General features: G+C 68.3%; 18 protein-coding genes. 4 read left to right on the plus strand and 14 right to left on the minus strand.

What is annotated here, in order from left to right; genetic code table 11:
* Window positions 1-2 precede the first annotated feature (2 nt).
* The 8 genes from IEW87_RS12200 to IEW87_RS12235 all read right to left on the minus strand — a co-directional run bounded on the left by IEW87_RS12200 (window position 3) and on the right by IEW87_RS12235 (window position 8,037).
* Window positions 3-1,010 carry a Mur ligase family protein gene (locus IEW87_RS12200; RefSeq protein WP_188712460.1) on the minus strand — a complete coding sequence of 336 codons (1,008 nt, stop codon included), beginning with the start codon at window positions 1,008-1,010 and terminating at the stop codon, window positions 3-5.
* Window positions 992-2,104, minus strand: coding sequence for a phospho-N-acetylmuramoyl-pentapeptide-transferase (gene mraY, locus IEW87_RS12205; protein WP_188712461.1), 1,113 nt, complete (start codon window positions 2,102-2,104; stop codon window positions 992-994). The genes IEW87_RS12200 and mraY overlap by 19 nt, the downstream gene beginning before the upstream one ends.
* Complete coding sequence (locus IEW87_RS12210) at window positions 2,101-3,510, minus strand: UDP-N-acetylmuramoyl-tripeptide--D-alanyl-D-alanine ligase (RefSeq protein ID WP_188712462.1); 1,410 nt, start codon at window positions 3,508-3,510, stop codon at window positions 2,101-2,103. Before IEW87_RS12210 ends, mraY begins: the two co-directional genes overlap by 4 nt.
* 31 nt (window positions 3,511-3,541) lie before the next feature.
* Window positions 3,542-5,335 (minus strand): peptidoglycan D,D-transpeptidase FtsI family protein, encoded by a 1,794-nt coding sequence (locus tag IEW87_RS12215; RefSeq protein ID WP_188712463.1) that lies wholly within the window; start codon window positions 5,333-5,335, stop codon window positions 3,542-3,544.
* Between the two features lie 25 nt (window positions 5,336-5,360).
* Window positions 5,361-5,939: a cell division protein FtsL gene (ftsL, locus tag IEW87_RS12220; RefSeq protein WP_188712464.1), complete on the minus strand. Its 579-nt coding sequence runs from the start codon at window positions 5,937-5,939 to the stop codon at window positions 5,361-5,363.
* Entirely contained in the window at window positions 5,939-6,880 is a 942-nt protein-coding gene (rsmH, locus tag IEW87_RS12225) for a 16S rRNA (cytosine(1402)-N(4))-methyltransferase RsmH (protein WP_188712790.1), read from the minus strand. The genes ftsL and rsmH overlap by 1 nt, the downstream gene beginning before the upstream one ends.
* Before the next feature lie 103 nt (window positions 6,881-6,983).
* Entirely contained in the window at window positions 6,984-7,415 is a 432-nt protein-coding gene (gene mraZ, locus IEW87_RS12230; protein ID WP_188712465.1) for a division/cell wall cluster transcriptional repressor MraZ, read from the minus strand.
* A gap of 241 nt (window positions 7,416-7,656) precedes the next feature.
* On the minus strand, window positions 7,657-8,037 hold the full coding sequence (locus tag IEW87_RS12235) for a DUF3040 domain-containing protein (protein WP_188712466.1): 381 nt from the start codon (window positions 8,035-8,037) through the stop codon (window positions 7,657-7,659).
* 68 nt (window positions 8,038-8,105) lie between these two features.
* Here IEW87_RS12235 and IEW87_RS12240 point away from each other — a divergent pair, with 68 nt between their 5' ends.
* Window positions 8,106-9,209: a polyprenyl synthetase family protein gene (locus IEW87_RS12240; protein ID WP_229731136.1), complete on the plus strand. Its 1,104-nt coding sequence runs from the start codon at window positions 8,106-8,108 to the stop codon at window positions 9,207-9,209.
* 8 nt (window positions 9,210-9,217) lie between these two features.
* Here the strand turns inward: IEW87_RS12240 and IEW87_RS12245 are convergent, their stop codons facing one another.
* On the minus strand, window positions 9,218-9,565 hold the full coding sequence (locus IEW87_RS12245) for an Rv2175c family DNA-binding protein (protein ID WP_229731137.1): 348 nt from the start codon (window positions 9,563-9,565) through the stop codon (window positions 9,218-9,220).
* Between the two features lie 148 nt (window positions 9,566-9,713).
* Between IEW87_RS12245 and IEW87_RS12250 the strand changes: the two genes are divergently transcribed.
* Window positions 9,714-10,727, plus strand: coding sequence for a LysM peptidoglycan-binding domain-containing protein (locus IEW87_RS12250; RefSeq protein ID WP_188712467.1), 1,014 nt, complete (start codon window positions 9,714-9,716; stop codon window positions 10,725-10,727).
* Window positions 10,728-10,769: 42 nt separating this feature from the next.
* Window positions 10,770-12,755 (plus strand): Stk1 family PASTA domain-containing Ser/Thr kinase, encoded by a 1,986-nt coding sequence (gene pknB, locus IEW87_RS12255; protein ID WP_188712468.1) that lies wholly within the window; start codon window positions 10,770-10,772, stop codon window positions 12,753-12,755.
* A gap of 299 nt (window positions 12,756-13,054) precedes the next feature.
* Here pknB and IEW87_RS12260 read toward each other — a convergent pair whose 3' ends face one another.
* Together IEW87_RS12260 and IEW87_RS12265 are read right to left on the minus strand one after the other, a co-directional pair.
* Window positions 13,055-14,392 carry a class II 3-deoxy-7-phosphoheptulonate synthase gene (locus tag IEW87_RS12260; protein WP_188712469.1) on the minus strand — a complete coding sequence of 446 codons (1,338 nt, stop codon included), beginning with the start codon at window positions 14,390-14,392 and terminating at the stop codon, window positions 13,055-13,057.
* Between the two features lie 42 nt (window positions 14,393-14,434).
* Window positions 14,435-15,145 (minus strand): lysophospholipid acyltransferase family protein, encoded by a 711-nt coding sequence (locus IEW87_RS12265; RefSeq protein ID WP_188712470.1) that lies wholly within the window; start codon window positions 15,143-15,145, stop codon window positions 14,435-14,437.
* A gap of 173 nt (window positions 15,146-15,318) precedes the next feature.
* Between IEW87_RS12265 and IEW87_RS12270 the strand changes: the two genes are divergently transcribed.
* On the plus strand, window positions 15,319-17,148 hold the full coding sequence (locus IEW87_RS12270) for an AMP-dependent synthetase/ligase (protein ID WP_188712471.1): 1,830 nt from the start codon (window positions 15,319-15,321) through the stop codon (window positions 17,146-17,148).
* Window positions 17,149-17,166: 18 nt separating this feature from the next.
* On the opposite strand, the gene def is transcribed toward IEW87_RS12270, so the two are convergent.
* Genes def through IEW87_RS12285 form a run of 3 tightly spaced genes read right to left on the minus strand, consistent with a single transcriptional unit; the run spans window position 17,167 to window position 23,155 of the window.
* Window positions 17,167-17,658 (minus strand): peptide deformylase, encoded by a 492-nt coding sequence (def, locus tag IEW87_RS12275; RefSeq protein ID WP_188712472.1) that lies wholly within the window; start codon window positions 17,656-17,658, stop codon window positions 17,167-17,169.
* A complete protein-coding gene (locus IEW87_RS12280) occupies window positions 17,655-19,703 on the minus strand; it encodes a MinD/ParA family ATP-binding protein (protein WP_229731138.1) in 2,049 nt (682 codons plus the stop codon). The genes def and IEW87_RS12280 overlap by 4 nt, the downstream gene beginning before the upstream one ends.
* 44 nt (window positions 19,704-19,747) lie before the next feature.
* Complete coding sequence (locus IEW87_RS12285) at window positions 19,748-23,155, minus strand: pyruvate carboxylase (protein WP_188712473.1); 3,408 nt, start codon at window positions 23,153-23,155, stop codon at window positions 19,748-19,750.
* Between the last annotated feature and the right edge of the window lies 1 nt (window position 23,156).

Consider the following 23,156-nt stretch of genomic DNA (forward strand, 5'->3'; position numbering starts at 1 on the left):
GCTCAGTGCGCGGCGCCGCTGAGTGCCTGCGCGACATGCGCCGGTTCGGCGCCCGCGGCGCGCGCGAGCGCAGCCGCCGCGAGGACGCGTTCGACGGCGCGCGGTTCGGCGAGTCCGCGTTCGGCAAGGACGTCGACCGTGGCGAGCTCGGCCGCCGAGGTGCGGCGATCCGCGACGAATGCCCGGTCGGCGAGGATCCCCTCGACGACGCCGAGTTCGCTGAGCCCGGGAGTGCCGAGCCGGACCCCGATCGCACGGGCGCCGTCGGTCACATCCGCGTCCTCGACCATCCGCAGCGTGCGCTCGTCCGCTGCGCCGTAGACGCACGCGACGCGCGCGTGCCGGAACACGACGTCGAGCGCGGTTTCCTCGTCGGCGTGCACGCATGCCGCGGAGTGCGGAACGGGCGCGCCCACGCCCGTGATGGGGGCCATGAGCGCAAGCTGCGCAGCTGACAGGTCGACGACGAGTGCGTCGAAGCCCGCGGGGTCGCGCACGGCATCGAGGATCGGCACGGATCCGCCGCACGGCGCGGCGCGGACGCCCGCGGTCACGAGCATCGTGGCGGCGAGGTGCGCGATCTCGTCGGTTCCGTCGGATCCCGCGACGAGCAGCCAGTCGGCGCTCTCGCCATCGGCGCGCACGATCTTGTCGCGGACGCGCCACGCAACCTCGACGTCCCCCCAGACGGCGATGCCGTTCTCGCGCGCCCCGGCGACGACCGGGTGCGTGTCGTCGGCGGTGGTCGGCGCGATCACGACGTCCGGCGCGAAAGAGGAAGCCGCCCGCACATCAGTCTCGAGCGATGCACCGACGACGTCCACGAGTCGCGCGAGCTCCTCGGGGGGACCCGGCGCCGCGACGAGGACGTCGCAGCCGAGCTCGGCGAGGGTGTCGACGACCGAGAACGCGGTCTGATCGAGGCCCGCGACCACGACGCGCAGGCCCGCCCAGTCGGCGTGCCAGCTGGTGAGCGTGTCGAGCCGCTCACTCATATCCGCGAGAGCCATTCGACGTACAGCATTCCCACGCCCGTGATGGCGAACAGGCCCGCGATGATCCAGAACCGCACGACGATGGTTGTCTCGGACCAGCCGCGGAATTCGAAGTGGTGATGGAGTGGGCTGTTGAGGAACAGTCGTTTGCCGCGGGTGAGCTTGAAGTACAGCCGCTGCAGAATGACGGATCCGCTCGACATCACGAACAGCCCCGCGATGATCACGCCGAGGATCTCGGTGCGGGTGAGGATCGCCATCGCGGCGATGACGCCGCCGATCGCCATCGATCCGGTGTCGCCCATGAAGACCTTCGCCTTGGGGGCGTTCCACCAGAGGAAGCCGACGAGGGATCCGACGAACGAGGCGGACACGATCGCGAGATCGAGCGGGTCGCGCACCTGGTAGCAGGCCGCGAGATTGTCCGGCGAGGTTCCGGCGCCGACGCACGCCTGGTTGAACTGCCAGAAGGCGATGAGGCTGTACGCGCCGACCACGAGGATCCCCGCGCCGGCGGCAAGGCCGTCGAGACCGTCGGAGAGATTGACGGAGTTGCTGAAACCCGTGCCGAGCAGCGAAAGCCACGCGAGGTACAGCAGCCACCCGAAGACCGGACCGAGCGCCGTGAAGGTGAGCACGTCGATGTCTCGGATGAACGAGATGTTCGCCGTGGCCGGCGTCAGGTCGTACGCATTCGGAAAGTTCAGCGCCGCGATGCCGAACGGCACCATCACGAGCACCTGGCCGACGATCTTCCGCCAGCCGCTGAGCCCGCCGTAGTGCTGCATCTTGACCTTGAGGAAGTCATCGATGAAGCCGACCGTGCCGAATCCGAGCATCGCCCAGATGACGAGCCAGCCCGACAGTGTGGGGGGATTTCCTCCGGCGTAGGTGCCGGTGACGTAGCCCACCGTCGTGCCGAGGATGAAGATGACGCCGCCCATCGTGAGCGTGCCGCGCTTCATCTCGTGCTTGGGTGCGTTGTAGCCCACGCTGTCAGTACGGATGACCTGACCCCACCCCCATTTCCGGAACAGCCGGAAGAAGACGGGGGTGAGCAGAAGAGTGAATGCGAGCGAGATCGCCGCGGCTGCCAGAAGTGATCTCACGTGAACAAGTCTCCCAGACGATCGCCGAGATGCCGGAGCCCGGCCGCGTTCGAGGACTTCACGAGCACCCGGTCGCCGTCGCGCAGTTCGCCCGCGAGGTAGTCGTACGCCTCGTCGGCGGTCTCGAAGAAGACGGCCTCGTCATTCCAGCTGCCCTCGGCGACGGCAGACAGGAACAGCGGGCGCGCCTCGGCACCGACGACGACGATTCGGGGGATGCGCAGGCGCACCGCGAGCAGACCGATCCGGCCGTGTTCCTCGACGTTCCGCTCCCCCAACTCGCTCATCGCTCCGAGCACGGCGACCATGCGCTCGTCCGGTCCGGTGATCTGCGCGAGGGTGCGCAGGGCGGCCTGCATGGCGTCGGGGCTCGCGTTATACGCGTCGTTGATGATCGTGACCCGCTCGGATCCCATCACCTGCATGCGCCACCGCTCGGCCATCTCGACCGCCTCGAGTCGGCGCACCGCATCACGCGCGTCGACACCGAGAGCGAGCGCGGCGCCAAGTGCGGCCTGCGCGTTCTTCCCGTGGTGCGCGCCGAGCACCTGCAGGTGCATCGGGATCCGATCGCCATCGACGTCGAGCACGACATCGGTTCCCGACGCGCTCACCGACACGTCGAGTGCGCGGACATGGGCGCGGTCCGAATCCCCGAACCACCGCACTTCGATTCCGCGGTCGCCGGCGGCGTCAGCCATCGCGGCTACCCGCGCGTCGTCGACGTTGAGGACGGCGACGCCACCCGGCCGGAGCTGTTCGACGAGCTCGCGCTTCGCGAGCGCGGTCTGATCGATGCCGCCGAAGCCGCCCGCGTGTGAGAGACCGACCATCAGGACGACGCCGACGTCGGGTGTCACGAGCCCGGCGAGGAGGGCGATCTGCCCGGCCGCGTCCGCGCCGAACTCGCAGATGAGGAACTTCGTCTCGTCGGTGACGCGCAGCATCGTGAGCGGCGCGCCCACGGCGTTGTTGAACGATGCGACCGGCGCGACCGTCTCGCCCTCCGGCTCGAGGATCGCGCGGAGCATGTTCTTCGTCGTCGTCTTGCCGTTGGATCCCGTGATGCCGACGATGCGCAGCTGGCCGTGCGCGCGGACGCGGCCCACGACGTCCCGCGCGAGATCCGCCAGCGCCGCCGTGGCATCCGGCACGACGATCTGCGCGATCTCGGCCTCGACGCGCCGTTCGACGATCGCCAGATGCGCACCGTTGCGCACCGCGTCGTCGATGAAGTCATGACCGTCAGCGTGCTCGCCGGGCCGGGCGACAAAGATGCCGCCCTCGACGATGTTGCGCGAATCCGTGTCGACAGGGCCCGAGACGGTATGCGTCGCGTCATCGCCGTCGGTGAACACCTCGCCGCCGATTGCGGAGGCGATGTCGGCGAGTGTGAGAGCGATCATGCGTTTTTCTGAATCCTTCTCGCGGCGCGCGTCATTCCACAAACTTGGGCAACGGGTCGTACTGCTCCTCGGACGGCTGCACTCGGTAGGTCTTGAGCACCTGCGTCATCGCCTTCTGGAAGGCCGGAGCCGTCGCCGCGGACGACGTTACTCTACGCGGCTCGTCGAGTCTGACCATCACCACATACTTCGGATCGTCAGCCGGCGCGACGCCCACCATGCTCGTGGTGTAGATGCCCGCCTTGTAGCGGCCGTTGCCGTCCGCCTTCTGCGAGGTTCCGGTCTTGATCGCGAGACGATAGCCCGGCACCTCGATCTGGTCGGCGAGATAGCCCTGGTTCGCGACGTCTTCGAGCATGCGCACCGTCTGGGCGGCCGCGTCCTCGCTGATGACGCGTGCCTCGTCCGGCAGATCCGGCTTGGTGGCGCCACCGTCGGTGTCGGTGCAGCCATCGACGATGTGGATCGGCGTGCGCACGCCCCCATTCGCGAGGGTCTGAAACGCGCTGACGACCTGCGGCATCGTGACGGTGAACCCGTGGCCGAACGTCGTCGCATAGTGCGTCTGGTTGTCCCACTGATCCGCGGGGTGGAGCACACCGCTCGGTTCCCCGGCGAAGTTGATCGGCGTCTTCTCGCCGATGCCGAACTTCTGGAGGTAGTCGTGCCGCGTCTCATCCGACACCAGCGCGCCCAGCTTGGACAACGCCACGTTCGATGAATCGATGAGGGCGCCCGCAACCGTGTAGCGGTATTCCTCGTGGTTGAAGCTGTCGCCGACGGCCGCGCCGTTCGGGAACTGCTCGTAGCCGGATGCGCGCACTTCGGTCAGCGGTGTCACGGCCCCCTGATCGAGAAGTGTGGCGGCCGTGATCGCCTTGAAGGTGGATCCGGGTTCGTACGACATCGTCAGCACGTTCGCGCCGCGGTCGTCCTTCTCGGCGGCGCCCGGCTCGTTCGGGTCGAGGGTCGGATAGTCGACCGCCGACTTCACTTCGCCGGTCTCCACGTCGACGACCATGATGGATCCGGCCTTCGCCTTCTGCGCCTCGACCTCTTCCTTCAGCATCTGCAGCAGATACCAGCTGAGGTCGGTGTCGATCGTGAGCTGCAGCGTGCCGCCATCGACGGCGGGCGTCTCCGTGACCGTGCCCGGCAGACGCGCGCCGCCGTCACCGGAGCGCTGGTAGGAGATCTGCCCGTCAGACGACTCGAGGCATGCGTTCGACATCATCTCGTAGCCGGCGAGCGGAGTGTCATCGGAGCTTGTGAAGCCCACGAGGTTGCCGCCGACCGCGCCGTTCGGATAGCTGCGGGACTTCTGCGGCTCCAGGATCAGCATCGGGGCATCGACCTCGAGCAGCGCGCGGTACTGCTCCGTCGTCAGACCGCGCTTGAGGCGCGTGTACTCGACATCGGGATCGTTCTCGACCGCATCGTCGACGACCTGCTCGACCTCAGCGCCCGTCATCCCGATGACGTCTCCAATCCGCTCAGCGATGCGGCCCCACGTCTCGACGTACTTATTGGCCTCGTCGTCGATGCGGTCGACGTCGCCGACGAGGCTCGGGTCGATCGCAGCGTCGTAGCTGATCGAACTGCTCGCGAGGACATTGCCATCGGCATCGACGATGGACCCGCGCACTCCGGGGAGGGCTGCGGTGCCCACGAGATTTCCGACGGCCAGCGAGTCCTCGATGTGCTCGTCGGCTCGGACGACCTGAATGTCGAACAGCCGGACGGCGAACGCCACCAGCACGATCAGGACCACGACGGCCGCGGTGCTCGTACGCCTCCTGGCGCTGCGGCTGACGCTCGCGTTCATGAGGCTCCTCGGTGGGTCGTGGTGGTCAGTGGGTGTTCGGTGTCGGGAGGCCGCCCTCGAGCGGCGGCGCCTGCGTCACGGTGTCTGGGACGTCCACCGCTGGCGCCATATCGCCGATCGTCGCGTCCCGATCGGTCACGAGGGGCTCGTTCGCGATGAGTGCGTTTGCGGCGGCGTTGCCACCCGCGACGTTCACCGTCGATACGGACGACGCGGCCTCTCCCGCGCCGATGATGGAGGCATCGCTCAGACGCAGATAACTCGGCGTCGAGTCGATCACCATGCCGAGCGCCGCGGCGTTCGCCGCGAGGTACTGCGGCGAGCTCATCCCCGTGACCTCATCGGCGAGCTCCTGGCGGTCGAGGGTCAGCTGCTGGTGCTCATGCTGCACGCTCGCCAGCTCATACGTGCTCTGCGCCGTCAGGATCGACAGGCCGAGCTGTGCGGCGACGATCACGCCAGCCCCGACGACGGCTGTGAGGGCGTACGCGAGGCGCGGTTGGCGGCGCGGGGCGGAGCGGTCGACGGCATGCAGTCGCCGCGCTCGATCTGCGTGCGGTCGGAGTTCCTGGAGCGGTTCGAGCTCGACATCGACAAGACTCATCAGTCCTCCCCCACCCTTTCGATCGCGCGCAGCCGAACCGGCTTCGCGCGCGGATTGCGTGCGATCTCCTCATCGGACGCGCGCTCGGCGCCGCGCACGACGAGTCGGAACCGCGGCCGGTGCTCCGGCAGCTCGACGGGGAGCCCCGCCGGTGCCGACGACTGCGTCGCCTCGTGGAAGAGGCGCTTGACGAACCTGTCCTCAAGGGACTGGTAGCTGAGCACGACGAGCCGCCCGCTCACCGCGAGGGCCTCCAGCGCCGCGGGGATGGCGTCCTCGAGAGCGCGGAGCTCGTCGTTCACCTCGATGCGCAGAGCCTGGAACACCCGCTTGGCGGGATGTCCGGCGTTCTTGAGTGCGGCGGGGGTCGCCCGCTGCAGGACATCCACGAGCTGCCCCGTGCGTTCGATCGATGCCTCGCGCCGCTCGGCGACGATGGCGCGGGCGTATCGAGCGGCCAACCGCTCCTCGCCATAGCGCTCGAAGATGCGTCGGAGGCTGGCCTCGTCGTACTCGCCGATCACGTCGCGCGCGGTGCGATCGGCCGACTGGTCCATGCGCATGTCGAGGGGCGCGTCCTTCGCGTACGCGAATCCGCGGTCGGCCTCGTCGAGCTGCAGCGACGAGACGCCGAGGTCGTAGAGGATCGCGTCCGCGCGCGTCCCGGCGAGGGCGTCGAGGATCCCGTCGTACACCGTGTGCACGAACGTCGTGCGGGGCGCGTGCGCTGCGAGGCGTTCGCGAGCGATGCCGAGCGCCTGGGCGTCGCGATCGAGACCGACGAGCGAGGCGCCGGAAAAGCGCTCGAGCACGGCCTCGGCGTGGCCGCCCATGCCGAGGGTGCCGTCGACGTAGACGGCACCCTCATGCTCGAGCCCGGGGGCGAGCAGGTCGAGGCAGCGATCGAGGAGAACCGGGGTGTGGATGTCACGGAGGTTCATCGTGCGTCCGGTGGTGCGCTGCCGGAGGCTCTGATCCCCATCCGCGCGACCTGTCATCGGGGAAGTGACGACAGGGTCGCGGCTGGGAGTCACAGCCGCCGGGTCAGAACAGTCCCGGGATCACCTCCTCCTGCATCTCCGAGAAGGCGTCCTCGTTACCCGCGAGGTAGGTGTTCCAGGACTCGGCGTCCCAGATCTCGGCGTGGGCACCGACACCCGTCACCACGAGCTCGCGCCCGAGGCCCGCGTACTGGCGCAGGTGCTGCGGGAGCGTCACGCGGTTCTGACCGTCGGGAGTCTCCGCCGATGCACCGGAGAGGAACATGCGCATGAAGTCACGAGCCTGCTTGTTACTCAGCGGCGCCTGTCGGATCCGCTCGTGCACCTGCTCGAACTCGGCGGTCGAGAAGACATAGAGGCAACGCTCCTGACCACGGGTGACGACGACGCCGCCCGCGAGCTCCTCGCGGAACTTCGCAGGCAGGATGACGCGGCCCTTGTCGTCGAGCTTCGGTGTATACGTCCCGAGCAACATCGCCACTCACCCCCTCTGCGAATTGCGCCCCACTTTACTCCACTTTGCCCCACATACCAGATATCAATCGTCACCTGCCACTTCAGGGCACACACAGATGCCGCGAGATCACGGGGATCGCGGCGCGTGGAGGAAGGTGGAGGGCCGCAAGCGAGACCCGGGCGCAGGACGGCGTGTCGCGGCCACATACACAAAAAAACGCCGCCCCCGAAGGAGCGGCGTTCGTCAGAAAAGGAGGGCGTCAGCTGTGGTGGCGGCGGTCCCAACGGTCGTTCATCTTGTCCATGAAGGACGCGTTCGAGGACGACGGTGACTGCGGAGTCGGGTCGGACTCGGCCGAGTTGGCGGTGCCCTTGCCGGGCGCGAACGCGATGATGACGCCAGCGACCATGGCCGCGAAACCGATCACGCCGACCACGACCGCCGCGATAATCGCGACGTTCCACAGGGCGATGCCCGCGATCACGCCGCCGAGCCCGACGAGGACCAGCAACGTGCCGATGAGAAGGTTGCGGTAGCTAAACGAACGCGACGTCGAAGCGTGCACGACGTCAGCGTCGGTGTGCATGAGCTGGCGCTCCATCTCATCGAGAAGTCGCTGCTCTTGCTCGGAGAGTGGCATGGTCTAACCCCCTCGGGTGAAAAGTCCTACTTCATTCTAACGTCCATCGGGCGACTTAGGCTAGGCGTGTGCCCTCCCCTCACGCCATCGTCACAGCCATCTCCGAGCGGATGCTGACATTCGCCGACGAGCGACTCGATCAGATCCGCCTGGACGGAGACATCGGCACGGATCCGATCGCCGAACTGCTGATCAAGCGCGCCCGCCTTGCGATCACCGGCGGCAAGCGCTTGAGGGCACGCTTCGCGTACTGGGGCTGGCGCGCCGTGCACGCCGAATACACCGGACCGCACCCCGGCCTGATCGACCTCGGGGCATCGGTCGAGACGTTCCAGGCGGCGGCACTCGTCCATGACGACATCGTCGACAATTCCGATACCCGCCGTGGGGAACGCTCGGCGTGGCGAGCGCTCGAGGACGAACATCACGCGCGCGGCTGGGCCGGCGACCCGGAAGAGTTCGGTCGCAACGGCGGGATCCTGCTCGGCGACCTCCTGCTGGGCTGGAGCGACGACCTCCTTGAAGGTGCGCTCGCCCGCAACGATGACCCCGGCGCGCGTCGCGCCGCCCGCGACACCTACGCGCGCATGCGCCGCGACGTCATCCTCGGCCAGTTCCTCGACGTCGCGGAAGAGGCCGCGTGGCCGACGACGCCCGACGCGTCCCATGCAGATCGGGCGATGCGCATCGCGATCCTCAAGTCGGCGCGGTACAGCGTGCAGCAGCCACTCCTGCTCGGCGCGGCGTACGCCGGAGGAGATGTCGCGGTGCGCGAAGCACTCGCGGCGTTCGGGCGTCCGCTCGGTCTCGCTTTCCAGCTGCGCGACGACGCGCTCGGCGTCTTCGGGGATCCGTCCGTGACCGGCAAGCCGGCGGGCGACGATCTGCGGGAGGGGAAACGCACGCTCCTTGTCGCGTATGCGCGCGAGGGAATGGATCCGACGACGCGCGCGGACTTCGACGACCGCCTCGGATCCCCGGATCTGACGACCGAGGAGATCACTGAGCTCCAGCATGTCGTGCGTTCGTCCGGCGCACTCGCACGCGTCGAGCGCCTGATCGATCGCTCAGCGACGGAGGCGATGGACGTGCTCCGACGCGCCCCCTTCGCCAACACGGTCGAGGAAGAGCTCTCCGCCCTCGTCACCGCCGCGACGCGCCGCGCTTCCTGACGCCGACGCTACGCGAGCGCCTGCGCGATGCGGCGCACCTCGGCCTTGCGCCCCGCGCGAAGTGACGCGATCGGCGCGTTGCCGAGCTCGGGGTGCGACACGAAGAGCCAGTCGACGATCTCCTCGTCCTCGAACCCCGCGTCCTGCATCAGGATGATCGTTCCGCGAAGCGACGGGATCGCGCGGTCACCGAGGAAGAAGGCCGAGGGGACGACGCGCACGCCGTCGCGACGCACCGCGACGAAGGCGCGGTCGTCGATCATCCGACTCACACGGCCGGGCGTCTCACCGAGGAGTGCGGCGACATCGGGAAGGGTCAGCCACATCGTCTCGGCGGCGGGAGTCTCATCGGTCACCACTCAATACTCCCACGGCGCCGAGTCGACTTTTGTCACACCAGTTTCACCAACAACTTCCGTTATCACGGGTTGACACTGTTACCAGCGCGTGACACGGTAACAATCTGCCGACGTGTGTCGTCGGCCGACCGAGAGGAAGCAACTCATGGCCCGTGAACGTCGCGTGCTCACTGCCGGATCCGTTGCCGTGACGGGGGCCGTTGCGCTCGTCCTCGGCGGCGCGCCCGCTGTCGCCGCCGAGTCCGAATCGATCCCGCCCTTCCGTTCGCTGCCGTCGTCGCCGCCGGAGCGCGCCGGGACGGACGCGCCCGACGTGGGGCACGCCGGCGGCGCCACCGCGACGTACACCGTTCAGTCGGGGGACACGATCACGGGCATCGCGATCCGTCACGGCCTGCGCACGGTCGACGTGCTCACGTGGAACGATCTGAGCTGGTCGAGCATCATCCATCCGGGCGACGTGCTGACGCTCGGGGCTCCCGGATCCGGGGGCGGAGACTCGGGCGGCGGTGATTCGGGGGGCGGCTCGCCTGCGGCGCCCGACGAGGACGCGGACACGTACACCGTGCAGGCGGGCGACACGCTCTGGGGCATCGCTGCCGACCACGACCTGTCGCTTGCGAAGCTGCTCGATCTGAACGGCATCGACGAAGGCGCCATCATCTACCCGGGCGAGGAGCTCGTGGTCGCCGAGGCCGACGGTGGCGAGTCCTCCGACCCGCCGTCGATCTACGACTCCCCCGAATACGACCTGCAGGCCTCGCTGAACGCGCCGCAGGCCGAGAACGTGGCGCTCATCGCGAGCGTGGGACGCGGTCTCGGCGTTTCCGAGCACGGCATCGCGATCGCGATTGCGACCGCGATGGTCGAGTCGGGGCTGCGCAATCTCGATTGGGGCGACCGCGACTCGGTCGGTCTCTTCCAGCAGCGTCCGAGCACGGGATGGGGAGACAGGACGGAGCTGATGGATCGCGGCGTCGCGACGACACGCTTCTTCCACGGCGCTCCCGACGGCGCCACGCGCGGTCTTCTCGACATCGGCGGCTGGGAGTCGATGAACTTCGGCGATGCCGCACAGGCCGTGCAGATCTCGGCGTACCCCGACCGCTACGACCGCTGGCGCGTCGCCGCGTGGGGGTGGCTTGCGCAGCACGGGTGAGTCCTTCCGCTCTCCCGGGCAGCCGGAAACTAGAATCTAGGCGTGTCATCTCGTCCCGTCGCCGACCCCCTCGTGGGTCGCCTCGTCGACGGCAGATACCGAGTACGCGGCCGCATTGCGCGCGGTGGGATGGCGACGGTGTACCTCGCGACCGACCTGCGCCTCGAGCGCCGCGTCGCGATCAAGGTGATGCACCATCACCTCAGCGATGACGACAGATTCCAGAGCCGCTTCATCCAGGAGGCGCGCGCGGCCGCGCGACTGAGCGACCCGAACGTGGTCAGCGTCTTCGACCAGGGGCATGACGACGACATCGCGTATCTCGTGATGGAGTACCTGCCCGGCGTCACGCTGCGCGACACGATCACCGAGAAGAAGCGGCTCTCGGTCGATCAGGCGGTCACCGTCCTGCACGCCGTGCTCGCGGGGCTCGCCTCGGCTCACCGGGCGGGCTTCATTCACCGGGATGTGAAGCCCGAGAACGTGCTGATCGCCGAGGACGGGCGGATCAAGATCAGCGACTTCGGCCTGGCCCGAGCCACCAGCGCGAACACCGCGTCCGGGCAGCAGCTCCTCGGCACGATCGCCTACCTCGCGCCGGAGCTCGTCACGCAGGGCACGGCGGATGCGCGCACCGACATCTATGCGCTCGGCATCATGCTGTACGAACTCCTCACGGGAGAGCAGCCGTATCAGGGCGAGCAGCCCATGCAGATCGCGTACCAGCACGTGACCGACCAGGTGCCGCGACCGAGCATCAAGAATCCCGGCGTCCCCGAGCAGCTCGATGAGCTCGTGCTCTGGTCGACGGAGCGTGAGCCCGACGAGCGGCCGGCCGACGCGCAGGTGATGCTGGAGCGCCTCCGCGAGATCGAGGACCAGCTCGGCATCACCCCGATCCCCCCGCAGGGTCACGCCCCCTCGGCTGCTCCCGACGACGATGCGCCGACGGCCAGCGAAACGGCCCTCCTGCCTCCTCCGACGGACGCGGACGGCGTCACGAGCGTGCTGAACGGCACCGGGCCGATCGACACGGCACAGGCCGCCGCGGGCAACGCGGAGCGTCTGCGCGTGAAGACGCGGCGTCGTCGTGCGCGCGGCTGGTGGGCCGCGATCCTCACGATCGTGCTCGCGATTGCAGCGGGCAGCACCGGGTGGTGGTTCGGCAGTGGCCCTGGCTCGATGGTCACAGTGCCGTCGTACGGCCCCGAAACGACGTTCGCGGAGATCTCCGAACAGCTCGCCGCCGTCGAGGTGAACGCGTCGGAGGAGACCGAGCACAGCCTCGACGTCGCCGAGGGGCGGATCATCACGACCGACCCGGAGGCGGGCACGCGTGTGTATCCGGGCGACACGGTCGTCGTCACGACGTCGCTGGGCCCGGCGCAGGTCACGCTCGACGAGATGCGCGGGCTGACGCTGTCCGACGCGCAGAACCACGCACGGGACGCCGTCCTGACCGTGGCCGATGACGTCGCCGAGCGCTTTGATCCGCGCTCAGAAGGAACCGTCATCGGGGCACGTGTCACGCCTGACGGCGCCGACGACGACTACGGCTGTCTCGATGGCTGCCACGCTCACCAGGGCGACGCGATCGCATTCACCGTCTCGGCCGGTGAGGTTCCGGATGTGTCCGGATTCTCGGTCGACGAGGCCCGCGACCGGCTCGAGTCGATCGGTCTCGAGGTCGCCGAGGAGACCTCCCGGGAATACAACGACGACGTCGACGAGGGTCTCGTGATCCGTTACTCGACCGACCAGGAGACGCTCGCGCCCGGCGACACCGTGACGCTCGTCGAGTCTCTCGGCCCACAGCCGGTAGAGATCCCGTCCGTCGATGGAATGACGCGCGACGAGGCGGTCCAAGCTCTCGAGGCGCTCGGCTTCGAGGTGTCGTTCAACGGCCTCTGGTCGACCTGGCCGGACGCCTGGACGACCGTGACGGGCTCCGACCCGGAGGCCGGCGAATCCCGCGTCCCGGCCCGCACCACGGTGACGATCTACATCGACAACGTCGGCCCAGTCTGACCCGGTTCGAGGTTCGTCCGGGGCGCGGCAATCGCAAGGCGCCCCGAAGGAGGCGGGCTTACGCCCGTCGACTGAGGGCAACGCCGCGAGTTCCACCTGCCCACCGCGGACCCCGGGGGCGGCAATCGCAAGGCGCCCCGAAGGAAGCGGGCTTACACCCGTCGACTGAGGGCAACGCCGCGAGTTCCACCTGCCCACCGCGGACCCCGGGGGCGGCAATCGCAAGGCGCCCCGAAGGAGGCGGGCTTACGCCCGTCGACTGAGGGCAACGCCGCGAGTGCCGTGCCCGGGGTCCGCGGCTACCTCTTTTCGAGTTCTTCGGCGACGAGGAAGGCGAGCTCGAGTGACTGCATGTGGTTGAGTCGGGGGTCGCAGAGGGACTCGTAGCGCGTGGCGAGTCCGGCCTCGTCGATCTCCTCGGATCCGCCGAGGCACTCGGTGACGTCGTCGCCGGTGAGCTCGACGTGGATGCCGCCGGGGTGCGTGCCGACCTGGCGGTGCGCCTCGAAGAATCCGCGGACCTCGTCGACGACGTCATCGAAGCGACGCGTTTTGAAGCCGGTCGGGGTCGCGAAGCCGTTGCCGTGCATCGGATCCGTGACCCAGAGCGGCTGCGCCCCGGAGTCGCGCACGGCCTCGAGCAACGGCGGAAGCGCGTCGCGAATCTGCCCCGCGCCCATGCGCGTGATGAACGTGAGGCGCCCGGGTTCGCGTTCGGGGTCGAGCTTCTCGATGAGCTGCAGCGCCGTCTCCGGCGTGGTCGTCGGTCCGAGCTTCACGCCGATGGGGTTGCGGATCTTCGACGCGAAGTCGATGTGAGCACCGTCGAGCTCGCGCGTGCGCTCCCCCACCCAGATGAAGTGCGCGGACGTGTCGTACGCGTCGCCGGTGCGGGAGTCGATGCGCGTGAGCGGGCGCTCGTAGTCCATGAGCAGACCCTCGTGGCCCGTGTAGAAGTCGACGCGCTTCATCTCCTCGAAGTCGGCGCCAGCCGCCTCCATGAACTTGATCGCGCGATCGATCTCGGTCGCCATGTGCTCGTAGCGCTTGTTGGCGGGGTTCTCGGCGAAGCCCTTGTTCCACGAGTGCACCTCGCGCAGATCCGCGAAGCCGCCCTGTGTGAACGCGCGGATGAGGTTCAGCGTGCTCGCCGCCGTGTGGTACGCCGTCAGCAGGCGCTGCGGGTCCGGCGTGCGGGCGCCTTCGGTGAACTCGAAGCCGTTGACGATCTCGCCGCGGAACGCGGGCAGCGTGACGTCGCCGCGCGTCTCGGTGTCCTTCGAGCGCGGCTTGGCGAACTGGCCCGCCATGCGCCCCATCTTGACGATCGGCATCGACGCGCCGTACGTGAGCACGACGGCCATCTGCAACACGGTCTTGATGCGATTGCGGATCTGGTCGGCGGTCGCGCCCGCGAACGTCTCGGCGCAGTCTCCGCCCTGCAGCAGGAACGCCTTCCCCGCTGCCGCCTCGCCGAGGCGATAGCGCATCTGGTCGACCTCACCCGCGAACACGAGCGGCGGAAGAGTCGCCAGCTCGGCCGACACCAGCTCGACTTCGGCCGGGTCCGGCCACTGCGGCTGCTGCTTGATGGGGAGTTCGCGCCATGCATCGAGCGCGTCGGGGGAATGCTGCATTCCACGATCCTATCGGCTCGCAGAGGCCTCAGATTCCCGCAGTCAGGAGAACGCGCTGGCCTTCTGCGCGCCGTTCTCCTCGGCGCGACGACGATGCTTCGTGGCGTAGTCGTCGACGTACTCCTGTCCGCCGAGGCGCTGCAGGGCGACCATGATCTCGTCCGTCACGCTGCGGAGCACGAAACGGTCGTCTTCGAAGCCCTCATAGCGCGAGAAGTCGAGCGGCTCGCCGAGCACCATGCCGATCCGCATGATGCGCGGCCTGGAGGATCCGATCGGCAGCATCGTGTCGGTGTCGACCATGACCACGGGGATCACCGGGACCTTCGCGACGAGCGCCATTCGTGCGATACCGGTGCGTCCCTTGTAGAGCCGACCGTCGGGGCTGCGTGTGCCCTCGGGGTAGATGCCGAGCAGGTCGCCGCGCCCGATCACCTGCAGCGCCGCGTTGAGGGCGCCCTCCGAGGCGGATCCTCCCGAACGATCGATGGCGATCTGGCCGGTGCCCTTCATGAACCACTTCGTCGCCCAGCCTTTGAGACCTTTGCCGGTGAAGTACTCGGATTTGGCGAGGAACGACATCGGGCGCTCGAGCACGAGGGGAAGGAAGACGGAATCCATCACCGAGAGGTGGTTCGACGCGAGGATCGCCGCGCCCTGCTTCGGAACGTTCTGCGCGCCCGCGATCCACGGCCGGAAGATGCCCTTGAGGACAGGTCCCACGACCAGGTACTTGAGGATCCAATAGAACACCGGGCGACACTCCAGACGACGTCAACGGCCCGATTCTAGTGGTGTCGACCGGCGATTGTGGATAGCGGACAACCCACTGGCGGGTGCGCTCGCGACACCTCTAGACTCTCCCACTACTTGCACCGAACGCGCGGACCCTGTGCGCGCACCCGACCGGTACCAAAGGAGCTGCCGTGAACGAGACCTCCGCCGAGCCCCTCGCCCCCGCCGACCCGTCGCAGAACATCAGCGACTTGCTCGTCGATCGTGTGAGGCAGGCGCCGCACCATCCGCTGTTCAGCGTTCCCGACGGGGACGGCTGGCGTGACAAGACGACCAGCGAGTTCGAACAGGAGGTCGTCGCACTCGCGAAGGGGTTCGTCGCGGCCGGGGTCCGCGTGGGAGACAAGGTCGGCTTCCTCGCGAAGACCACCTACGAGTGGACCCTTGTCGACTTCGCCCTGCACTACGCGGGCGTCATCATGGTGCCGGTCTACGAGACCAGCTCGGCTGACCAGATCCACTGGATCCTGTCGGACTCGGGTGCCATCGCTCTCATCGTCGAGAACGCCGAGCACCACGAGCGCTTCAGCGCCGTGCGCGATGATCTGCCGTTGATCGGCTCGTACTGGCGGATGGACGAGGGTGCGCTCGATGAGCTCGTCTCGCAGGGCGCCGAGGTGGAGGACGCCGAGATCGAGCGCCGCCGTTCGCTGGCGCGCGGTGACGACGTCGCGACGATCATCTACACGTCCGGATCGATGGGGCGCCCGAAGGGCTGCGTTCTGACGCACAGCAATTTCGTCGACACCTCGAAGAACGCGGCGCTGGCGCTCAGCGAGGTGCTCGAGCAGCCGGGGGCGTCCACCGTGCTGTTCATCACCACGGCGCACGTCTTCGCGCGTTTCATGTCGGTGCTCTATGTGCACGCGGGCATCAAGACGGCTCACGAGCCCAACACGAAGAACCTCGTCGCGGCACTCGGCTCGTTCAAGCCCACGCTGCTGCTCGCCGTTCCGCGCGTGTTCGAGAAGGTGTACAACTCGGCCGAGCAGAAGACCGAGGCCGAGGGCAAGGGAGCGATCTTCCGCCGCGCGGTGAAGGTCGCGATCGAGCACGCCCGCCGCGAGCAGGAGGGCGAGCGCATCGGTCCCGTCCTGGCACTGCAGTACAAGCTGTTCAGCAAGCTCGTCTACGGCAAGCTGCGCGATCTGATGGGCGGTCGTGTCACGTACGCGGTGTCGGGTTCGGCGCCGCTCGGACCGCGACTCGGCTATTTCTTCCGTGGGCTCGGCATCAAGATCCTCGAGGGCTACGGCCTCACGGAGACCACGGCGCCCGCGACGGTGAACCGTCCCGACAGCATCAAGGTCGGTTCCGTCGGTCCGGTTCTGCCCGGCGTGAGCGTGCGCATCGCTGACGACGGCGAAGTGCAGGTGAAGGGCGTGAACGTCTTCCGCGAGTACTGGCGCAACCCGGAGGCGACCGAGGAATCCTTCGATGGCAGCTGGTACCGCACGGGCGACATCGGAGAGCTCGACGAGAAGGGCAACCTGTCGATCACGGGTCGGAAGAAGGAGCTCATCGTCACGGCAGGCGGAAAGAATGTCGCGCCGAATACGCTCGAGGATCCGATCCGCTCGAACTCCATCGTCGGTCAGGTGGTCGTCGTGGGCGACCAGAAGCCGTTCATCTCCGCGCTCGTGACGCTCGACCCCGAGATGCTGCCCGCGTGGCTGAAGACGCACGGCGAGTCGTCGGACATGACGCTCGAACAGGCGGCGGTGTCGCCGGCCGTGAAGGCCGAGGTTCAGCGTGCGATCGACGAGGCGAATGCCCGGGTGTCGCGAGCGGAGTCCATTCGCGAGTTCCGAATCCTCCCGACCGAGTGGACGGAGGCGACCGGCCACCTAACGCCGAAGCTGTCGATTAAGCGCAGCGTGATCATGAAGGACTTCTCCGCGGAGATCGACGACATCTACGCGGCGCCAAGAGACGTCACGACCAACGTCCCGCTCGGCTGATGCCGGGCGGTCGCGGAGTCAGAACCAGTCGCTCTCGCGCACTTCGCGCATCGCGATGCGGCGGGTCTCCGACGGCAGTCGCTGGAGGTAGACCATCCCGTCGAGGTGGTCGGTCTCGTGCTGCAGCATCTGTGCGAACAGCCCCTCGCCCTCGAGCGTGATGACGGACCCGTCGACGTCGAGCCCTTCGACGCGCGCGTACGGATGGCGCATCGCGTCGTGCCAGAGGTTCGGCACCGACAGGCACCCCTCCCCTGTCGGGACGGGCTCTCCGCGCACCTCGACGACGCGCGGATTGATGATCGCGCCGACGCGGTCGTCGACGTTGTAGCTGAACGCCCGCAGTCCGACACCGATCTGTGGCGCCGCGACGCCCGCGCGCCCTGGAACCTTCACCGTGTCGATGAGGTCAGCGATGAGTGCTCGCACGCCGTCGTCGATCGTCTCGATCGGCGCGCAGGCCGTGCGGAGCACCGGGTCGCCGTAGAGGCGGATCTCTCGTACCGTCATGCCGAGCGGATTCCCTCGACGACGAGCGAAGCGAGAGACCGGGCCGCCTGGCGCGTGGCGGGGGCGAGATCGTGGAACGTGATCGTGCTGCCGGTCGCGATCCGCGCGTCGTACGGGATCCGCACAACATCGCGGGCACGACTTCGGAAGTGCGACTCAAGTTCGTCGAGCCGGACGAGCTCGGTGCCGGACGCTTCCTGGTTGATCACGACGACGGCGTTCCGCGCGAGCTCGCCGCGTCCGTTCGTCTCGAGCCACGTGAGGGTCTCAGACGCGAGGCGCGCTTCATCGACACTCGTGCCGGACACGATGACGATCTGATCCGCGAGGTCGAGCGTCGCGTTCATCACGGAGTGGACGATGCCCGTTCCCGTGTCGGTGAGCACGAGCGAGTAGAAGTGCTGAGCCAACTCGGACACGTTGCGGTAGTCCGCGTCGCTGAACGCGTCGGCGACGTGCGGATCCGCGTCACTCGCGAGGACGTCGAGACGCGTCTCGTCGCGCACGACGTGCGCCGACAGGTCTCCGTAGCCGGAGATCTCGTCCCGGTCGCGCACAAGGTCACGGACGGTCTTGCCCGACACCCGTGCGATGCGCTCGGCGAGTGTGCCGCGGTCGGGGTTCGCGTCGATCGCGACGACGCGGTCGTTCCTGGCGTCGGCGAGTGCCATGCCGAGCAGTGCGGTCACGGTGGTCTTGCCCACGCCGCCCTTGCGGCTCATGACGGGGACGAACCGCGCGGCGCCCGGCAGCGGTGCGGCGATGCGCGCCATGAGCGCTTTGCGTGCGCGCGTCTTCTTGCTGTCGCCGAGATTGATCAGACCGCCGGTCGCCGAGTAGATGATGCGACGCCACGGATCCTCGGGCTCCGGACGGCGAATCGCACCGGTGTCGAGGAGCCGCTCATCAGTCAGCACGTCGCTCGATTCGCGGTTCGCCGCGTCCTCGACCTCGTCCACGCGGCGCGCGGGAGGTCGCAGGAACGAGACGCGCTCGGGTCGGTCGGGCTGTGACACAGGTGTCTCCTTGCGCGGGGTCGTCTCGGGCGGAGCCGAATCGGGCGCGCCCTCGCGGTCATTGTCGTCCGTGTCGGCGGCGGGGCGGAGACCGCCTGCCGGAGCCTTCGTGAGGGGCGCGGGAATGTCCGGCTCGTCAGCGGCGGCGTCCGCGATCTCGAACGGCTCGACGTCCTGGTCGCCGTCGTCGGCGGCGTTGTCGTGGTCGTTGTCGTTGTCGTTGTCGCTCGCGGAGGCGTCATCGGCGGCGGCCGCGCCGTTGTCGGAGGATGAGCCGTCGCCGGCATCGTCGCTGTCGGCCGCGAACGCGGCGTTGGAGCGGTCCGCCTCGTCGTCTGCAACGTCAGTGTCGTCCATGCCGGAGTGGTCTGCAGCCGCTGCGTCTTCTGCACCGTCCACGTCGTCGGTGTCGTCCGCGCCGTCGACGTCGCCCACGTCATCGGGTGCTGTGGCATCCGTCTCGGCGTCGGCGTCATCCGTGGCGGACCCGGCAATCAGCGCCGTGATCTCCGAGTCCGGATCATCGACGTCCGCTTCGGCTTCGTCGGCGGTGTCGTCCGCTTCGTCGTCCATGTCGTCGGCGTCGGAAGCGTCAAGAGCGTCGGAGTCGGAGTCGGAGTCGACATCGTCATCGTCATCGTCCGCGAGTGCGTCGTCCTCGTCGTCGACGGGCTCGTCCTGGTCGTCCGCCGAGTCAGCGTTGATATCCGTGTCGGCCTCCTCGGTGTCGTCCTCCGAGTCGTCCGCGGCGCGCGCGGGCTCGTCGGAATCGTCCTCCGACACGTCCTCCGCGGGCTCGTCGCCTTCAGGATCGTCGTCCCCGATCGCGCTGGCGCGCGCGGCTTCTTCGCCCGTGAGCTCGTCGGCGATCACGTCGTCGTCCGAGTCGTCGTCGCGATAGCCGACGGGGAGTGTCACGCTCACCTGCGCTGTCGCGCCGAGGTCGATCGAGGTTGTCGAGGTGCCGACATCGTCGAGCACGCCGTGGTCCTGACTGTCGTCGGGAGACGGCTTGCGGTCTTCTGCCAAGGGAAACTCCTGAGTGCCGAGGCGGGACTCCCGCCGTCGCAAGGTTACTCGGCCGGTGTGATCACGGCCAAAAGGTCGCCGGCATCGACCTGCTGCGTCGCGCCGATCGCAACGCGCTCGATCGTACCCGCGATGGGCGCGCCCACGGCTGCCTCCATCTTCATCGCCTCGATCGACGCGATGGCCTCACCGGCTTCGACGACGTCACCCGGCGCGACCTTGAGCGTGACGACGCCCGAGAACGGCGCCGCGGCATGTCGCGAGTTCGCACGGTCGGCCTTCTCGGCCTCGTGCACGTCGACTTCGATCGAGCGGTCCCGCGCCTCGACCGGACGTAGCTGGCCGTTGAGCGTCGTCATCACCGACCGCATCCCCTTGTCGTCGGCGTCGCCGATCGATTCGAGGCGCAGGTAGAGGTCCACGCCCTTCTCGAGCTCGACGACGTGCTCACGCCCGGGCTCCAGACCGTAGAGGTAGTCGGCCGTATCGAGCACGGAGATGTCGCCGAACTCGTGCTGGATCTCCTCATACGCGGCAGTCGGCTGCGGAAACAACAGGTGGTTGAGACGAGCGCGTCGCGTCGGCGAATCAGCCGCGAGCGCCTCCTCGTCGTCCTCGGTGATCGGCGTGACGCCGGTCTTCACATCGCGACCGGCGAGCACCTTCGACCGGAACGGCTCGGGCCACCCGCCGGGGAGCTCGCCGAGTTCGCCGGCCATGAATGCGACGACCGAGTCCGGCACGTCATACTTCTCGGGATTCTGCTCGAAGTCACGCGGATCCGCCTTGACCGCGGCGAGGTGCAGGGCGAGGTCGCCCACGACCTTCGACGATGGCGTCACCTTGGGGATCCGCCCGAGCATGCGGTCGGCCGCCGCGTACATGTCTTCGATGAGCTCGAAGTCGTCCGCGAGACCGAGCGCAATCGCCTGCTGGCGCAGGTTCGACAGTTGCCCGCCCGGGATCTCGTGCGTGTAGACGCGTCCGGTCGGCCCCTGGAGCCCCGATTCGAACGGCGAGTACACCTGTCGCACGGCCTCCCAGTACGGCTCGAGATCCGCAACATTCTGCACCTCGAGGCCCGTATCGCGCGCCGTGTGCGCGAGCGACGCGACGAGGGCCGAAAGCGAGGGCTGACTGGTCGTGCCGGCCATCGTCGCGGCAGCGGCGTCAACGGCGTCTGCGCCCGCCGCGCTGGCGGCGAGCAGCGTGCCGAGCTGACCGCCGGCCGTGTCGTGCGTGTGGACGTGCACGGGAAGCGGGAATTCACGGCGCAGCGCCGTGACGAGCTTCGCCGCCGCGGCGGGCCGCAGCAGACCGGCCATGTCCTTGATCGCGAGGATATGCGCGCCAGCGTCGACCATGCGCTCCGCGAGTCGCAGGTAGTAGTCGAGCGTGTACAGCTTCTCTGCCGGATCCAGCAGATTGCCCGTATAGCAGAGGGCGGTCTCGGCGACAGCGGTTCCCGTCGCCCGGACGGCGTCGATCGCCGGACGCATCTGGTCGACATCGTTCAACGCGTCGAAGATGCGGAAGATGTCGATGCCGGTGTCGGCGGCCTCCTGCACGAAGGCATCGGTGACCTCGGTCGGGTACGGCGTGTAGCCGACCGTGTTGCGACCGCGCAGCAGCATCTGGATCGCGATGTTCGGCAGCGCCTCGCGGAGCTGCTCGAGTCTGGCCCACGGATCCTCGCCGAGGAACCGGAGAGCGACGTCATAGGTCGCGCCACCCCACGCCTCGACGCTCAACAGCTGCGACTCGAGGCGCGCCACGTGCGGCGCGACGCCGAGGAGGTCCCGCGTGCGTACGCGGGTCGCGAGGAGTGACTGATGCGCGTCGCGGAAGGTCGTCTCCGTCACCGCGAGCGGCTTCTGCTCCCGCAGGGCCGCGGCGAACCCGTCGGGTCCGAGCGCGAGGAGCCGCTGCCGGGAGCCGTCCGGCGCGGCCGCGGCGGTGTCGATCGTCGGTAGCTTCGTGCGCGGATCCACGAGCTTCGGTCGTTCGCCGTGCGGCCTGTTCACCGCCGTGTCGACCATCCAGCGCAGCAGCTTCGTTCCGCGGTCCTTCGACGTGCGCCCCTTGAGCAGCTCTGGCCGCTCGTCGATGAACGACGTCGACAGGTCGCCCGCGACGAACGCCGGGTCGTCGAGGACAGCGCGCAGGAACGGGATGTTCGTGGCGACGCCGCGGATCCGGAATTCGGCGAGTGCACGACGCGACCGCGCCACGGCGGACGGGAAGTCGCGCCCGCGCACCGTGAGCTTCGCGAGCATCGAGTCGAAGTGCGGAGACACCTGCGATCCAGCGGCGGTCGTACCGCCGTCGATACGGATCCCCGCTCCGCCTGGAGAGCGGTAGGTCGTGATCTTGCCGGTATCGGGACGGAAACCGCTGGCGGGATCCTCCGTGGTGATGCGCGTCTGCATCGCGGCGCCGTGCATCGCGATCTCGTCCTGCGTGAGTCCGAGCTCGACGAGGGTCTCCCCCGACGCGACGCGCATCTGCGCCTGCACGAGGTCGACGTCGGTGATCTCTTCGGTCACCGTGTGCTCGACCTGGATACGCGGGTTCATCTCGATGAAGACGATCTCGCCGGCACGCGGTCCATCCGTCTCGAGGAGGAACTCGACCGTTCCGGCATTGACGTATCCGATCGATTCCGCGAACGCGACGGCGTGCCGATGGAGGTCGGCGGCGATCTCAGGGTCGAGATTCGGCGCGGGGGCGAGTTCCACGACCTTCTGGTGACGGCGCTGCACCGAGCAGTCGCGCTCGAAGAGGTGGACGGTATTGCCGGAGCCATCGGCGAGCACCTGCACCTCGATGTGGCGAGGCCGCAGCACGGCCTGCTCCAGGAACATCCGCGCGTCGCCGAAGGCGCTGCCTGCCTCGCGCATCGCCTCCTCCAGTGCCGGAGCGAGCTCGTCCTTCGACTCGACCCGACGCATGCCGCGCCCGCCGCCGCCCGCGACGGCCTTCGCGAACAGCGGGAATCCGATGTCGTCCGACTGCGCGACGAGGGCGTCGACGTCGTCGGTGGCCTCGGTCGAACGCAGGACGGGCACGCCTGCAGCGATGGCGTGCTCCTTCGCCGTGACCTTGTTGCCCGCCATCTCGAGCACGTGCGCGGGCGGTCCGATGAACGTGATCCCGTTCTCCGCCGCCTTCGCTGCGAGATCCGGGTTCTCCGAGAGGAACCCGTAGCCCGGGTAGATCGCGTCGGCGCCGGACTGAACCGCGACACGCACGATCTCGTCGACATCGAGATACGCACGCACGGGGTGCCCCTCGGTGCCGATCTGGTAGGCCTCGTCCGCCTTCAAACGGTGCAGGGAGTTGCGGTCTTCCAGGGGGAAGACGGCGACGGTGCGGGCTCCCAGCTCGTACGCGGCGCGAAACGCTCGGATCGCGATCTCTCCGCGATTGGCGACGAGGACCTTCGAGAACATG

Source organism: Microbacterium faecale, from assembly GCF_014640975.1.
Classification (GTDB): Bacteria; Actinomycetota; Actinomycetes; order Actinomycetales; family Microbacteriaceae; genus Microbacterium; species Microbacterium faecale.

Bases quoted from the DNA above. Each gene is read 5' to 3' on its own strand.
- IEW87_RS12200 (WP_188712460.1), bottom strand. From the start codon at position 1,010: ATGGCTCTCGCGGATATGAGTGAGCGGCTCGACACGCTCACCAGCTGG.
- IEW87_RS12210 (WP_188712462.1), bottom strand. From the start codon at position 3,510: ATGATCGCTCTCACACTCGCCGACATCGCCTCCGCAATCGGCGGCGAG.
- IEW87_RS12215 (WP_188712463.1), bottom strand. From the start codon at position 5,335: ATGAACGCGAGCGTCAGCCGCAGCGCCAGGAGGCGTACGAGCACCGCG.
- ftsL (WP_188712464.1), bottom strand. From the start codon at position 5,939: ATGAGTCTTGTCGATGTCGAGCTCGAACCGCTCCAGGAACTCCGACCG.
- rsmH (WP_188712790.1), bottom strand. From the start codon at position 6,880: ATGAACCTCCGTGACATCCACACCCCGGTTCTCCTCGATCGCTGCCTC.
- mraZ (WP_188712465.1), bottom strand. From the start codon at position 7,415: ATGTTGCTCGGGACGTATACACCGAAGCTCGACGACAAGGGCCGCGTC.
- IEW87_RS12235 (WP_188712466.1), bottom strand. From the start codon at position 8,037: ATGCCACTCTCCGAGCAAGAGCAGCGACTTCTCGATGAGATGGAGCGC.
- IEW87_RS12250 (WP_188712467.1), top strand. From the start codon at position 9,714: ATGGCCCGTGAACGTCGCGTGCTCACTGCCGGATCCGTTGCCGTGACG.
- IEW87_RS12260 (WP_188712469.1), bottom strand. From the start codon at position 14,392: ATGCAGCATTCCCCCGACGCGCTCGATGCATGGCGCGAACTCCCCATC.
- def (WP_188712472.1), bottom strand. From the start codon at position 17,658: ATGACGGTACGAGAGATCCGCCTCTACGGCGACCCGGTGCTCCGCACG.
- IEW87_RS12285 (WP_188712473.1), bottom strand. From the start codon at position 23,155: ATGTTCTCGAAGGTCCTCGTCGCCAATCGCGGAGAGATCGCGATCCGA.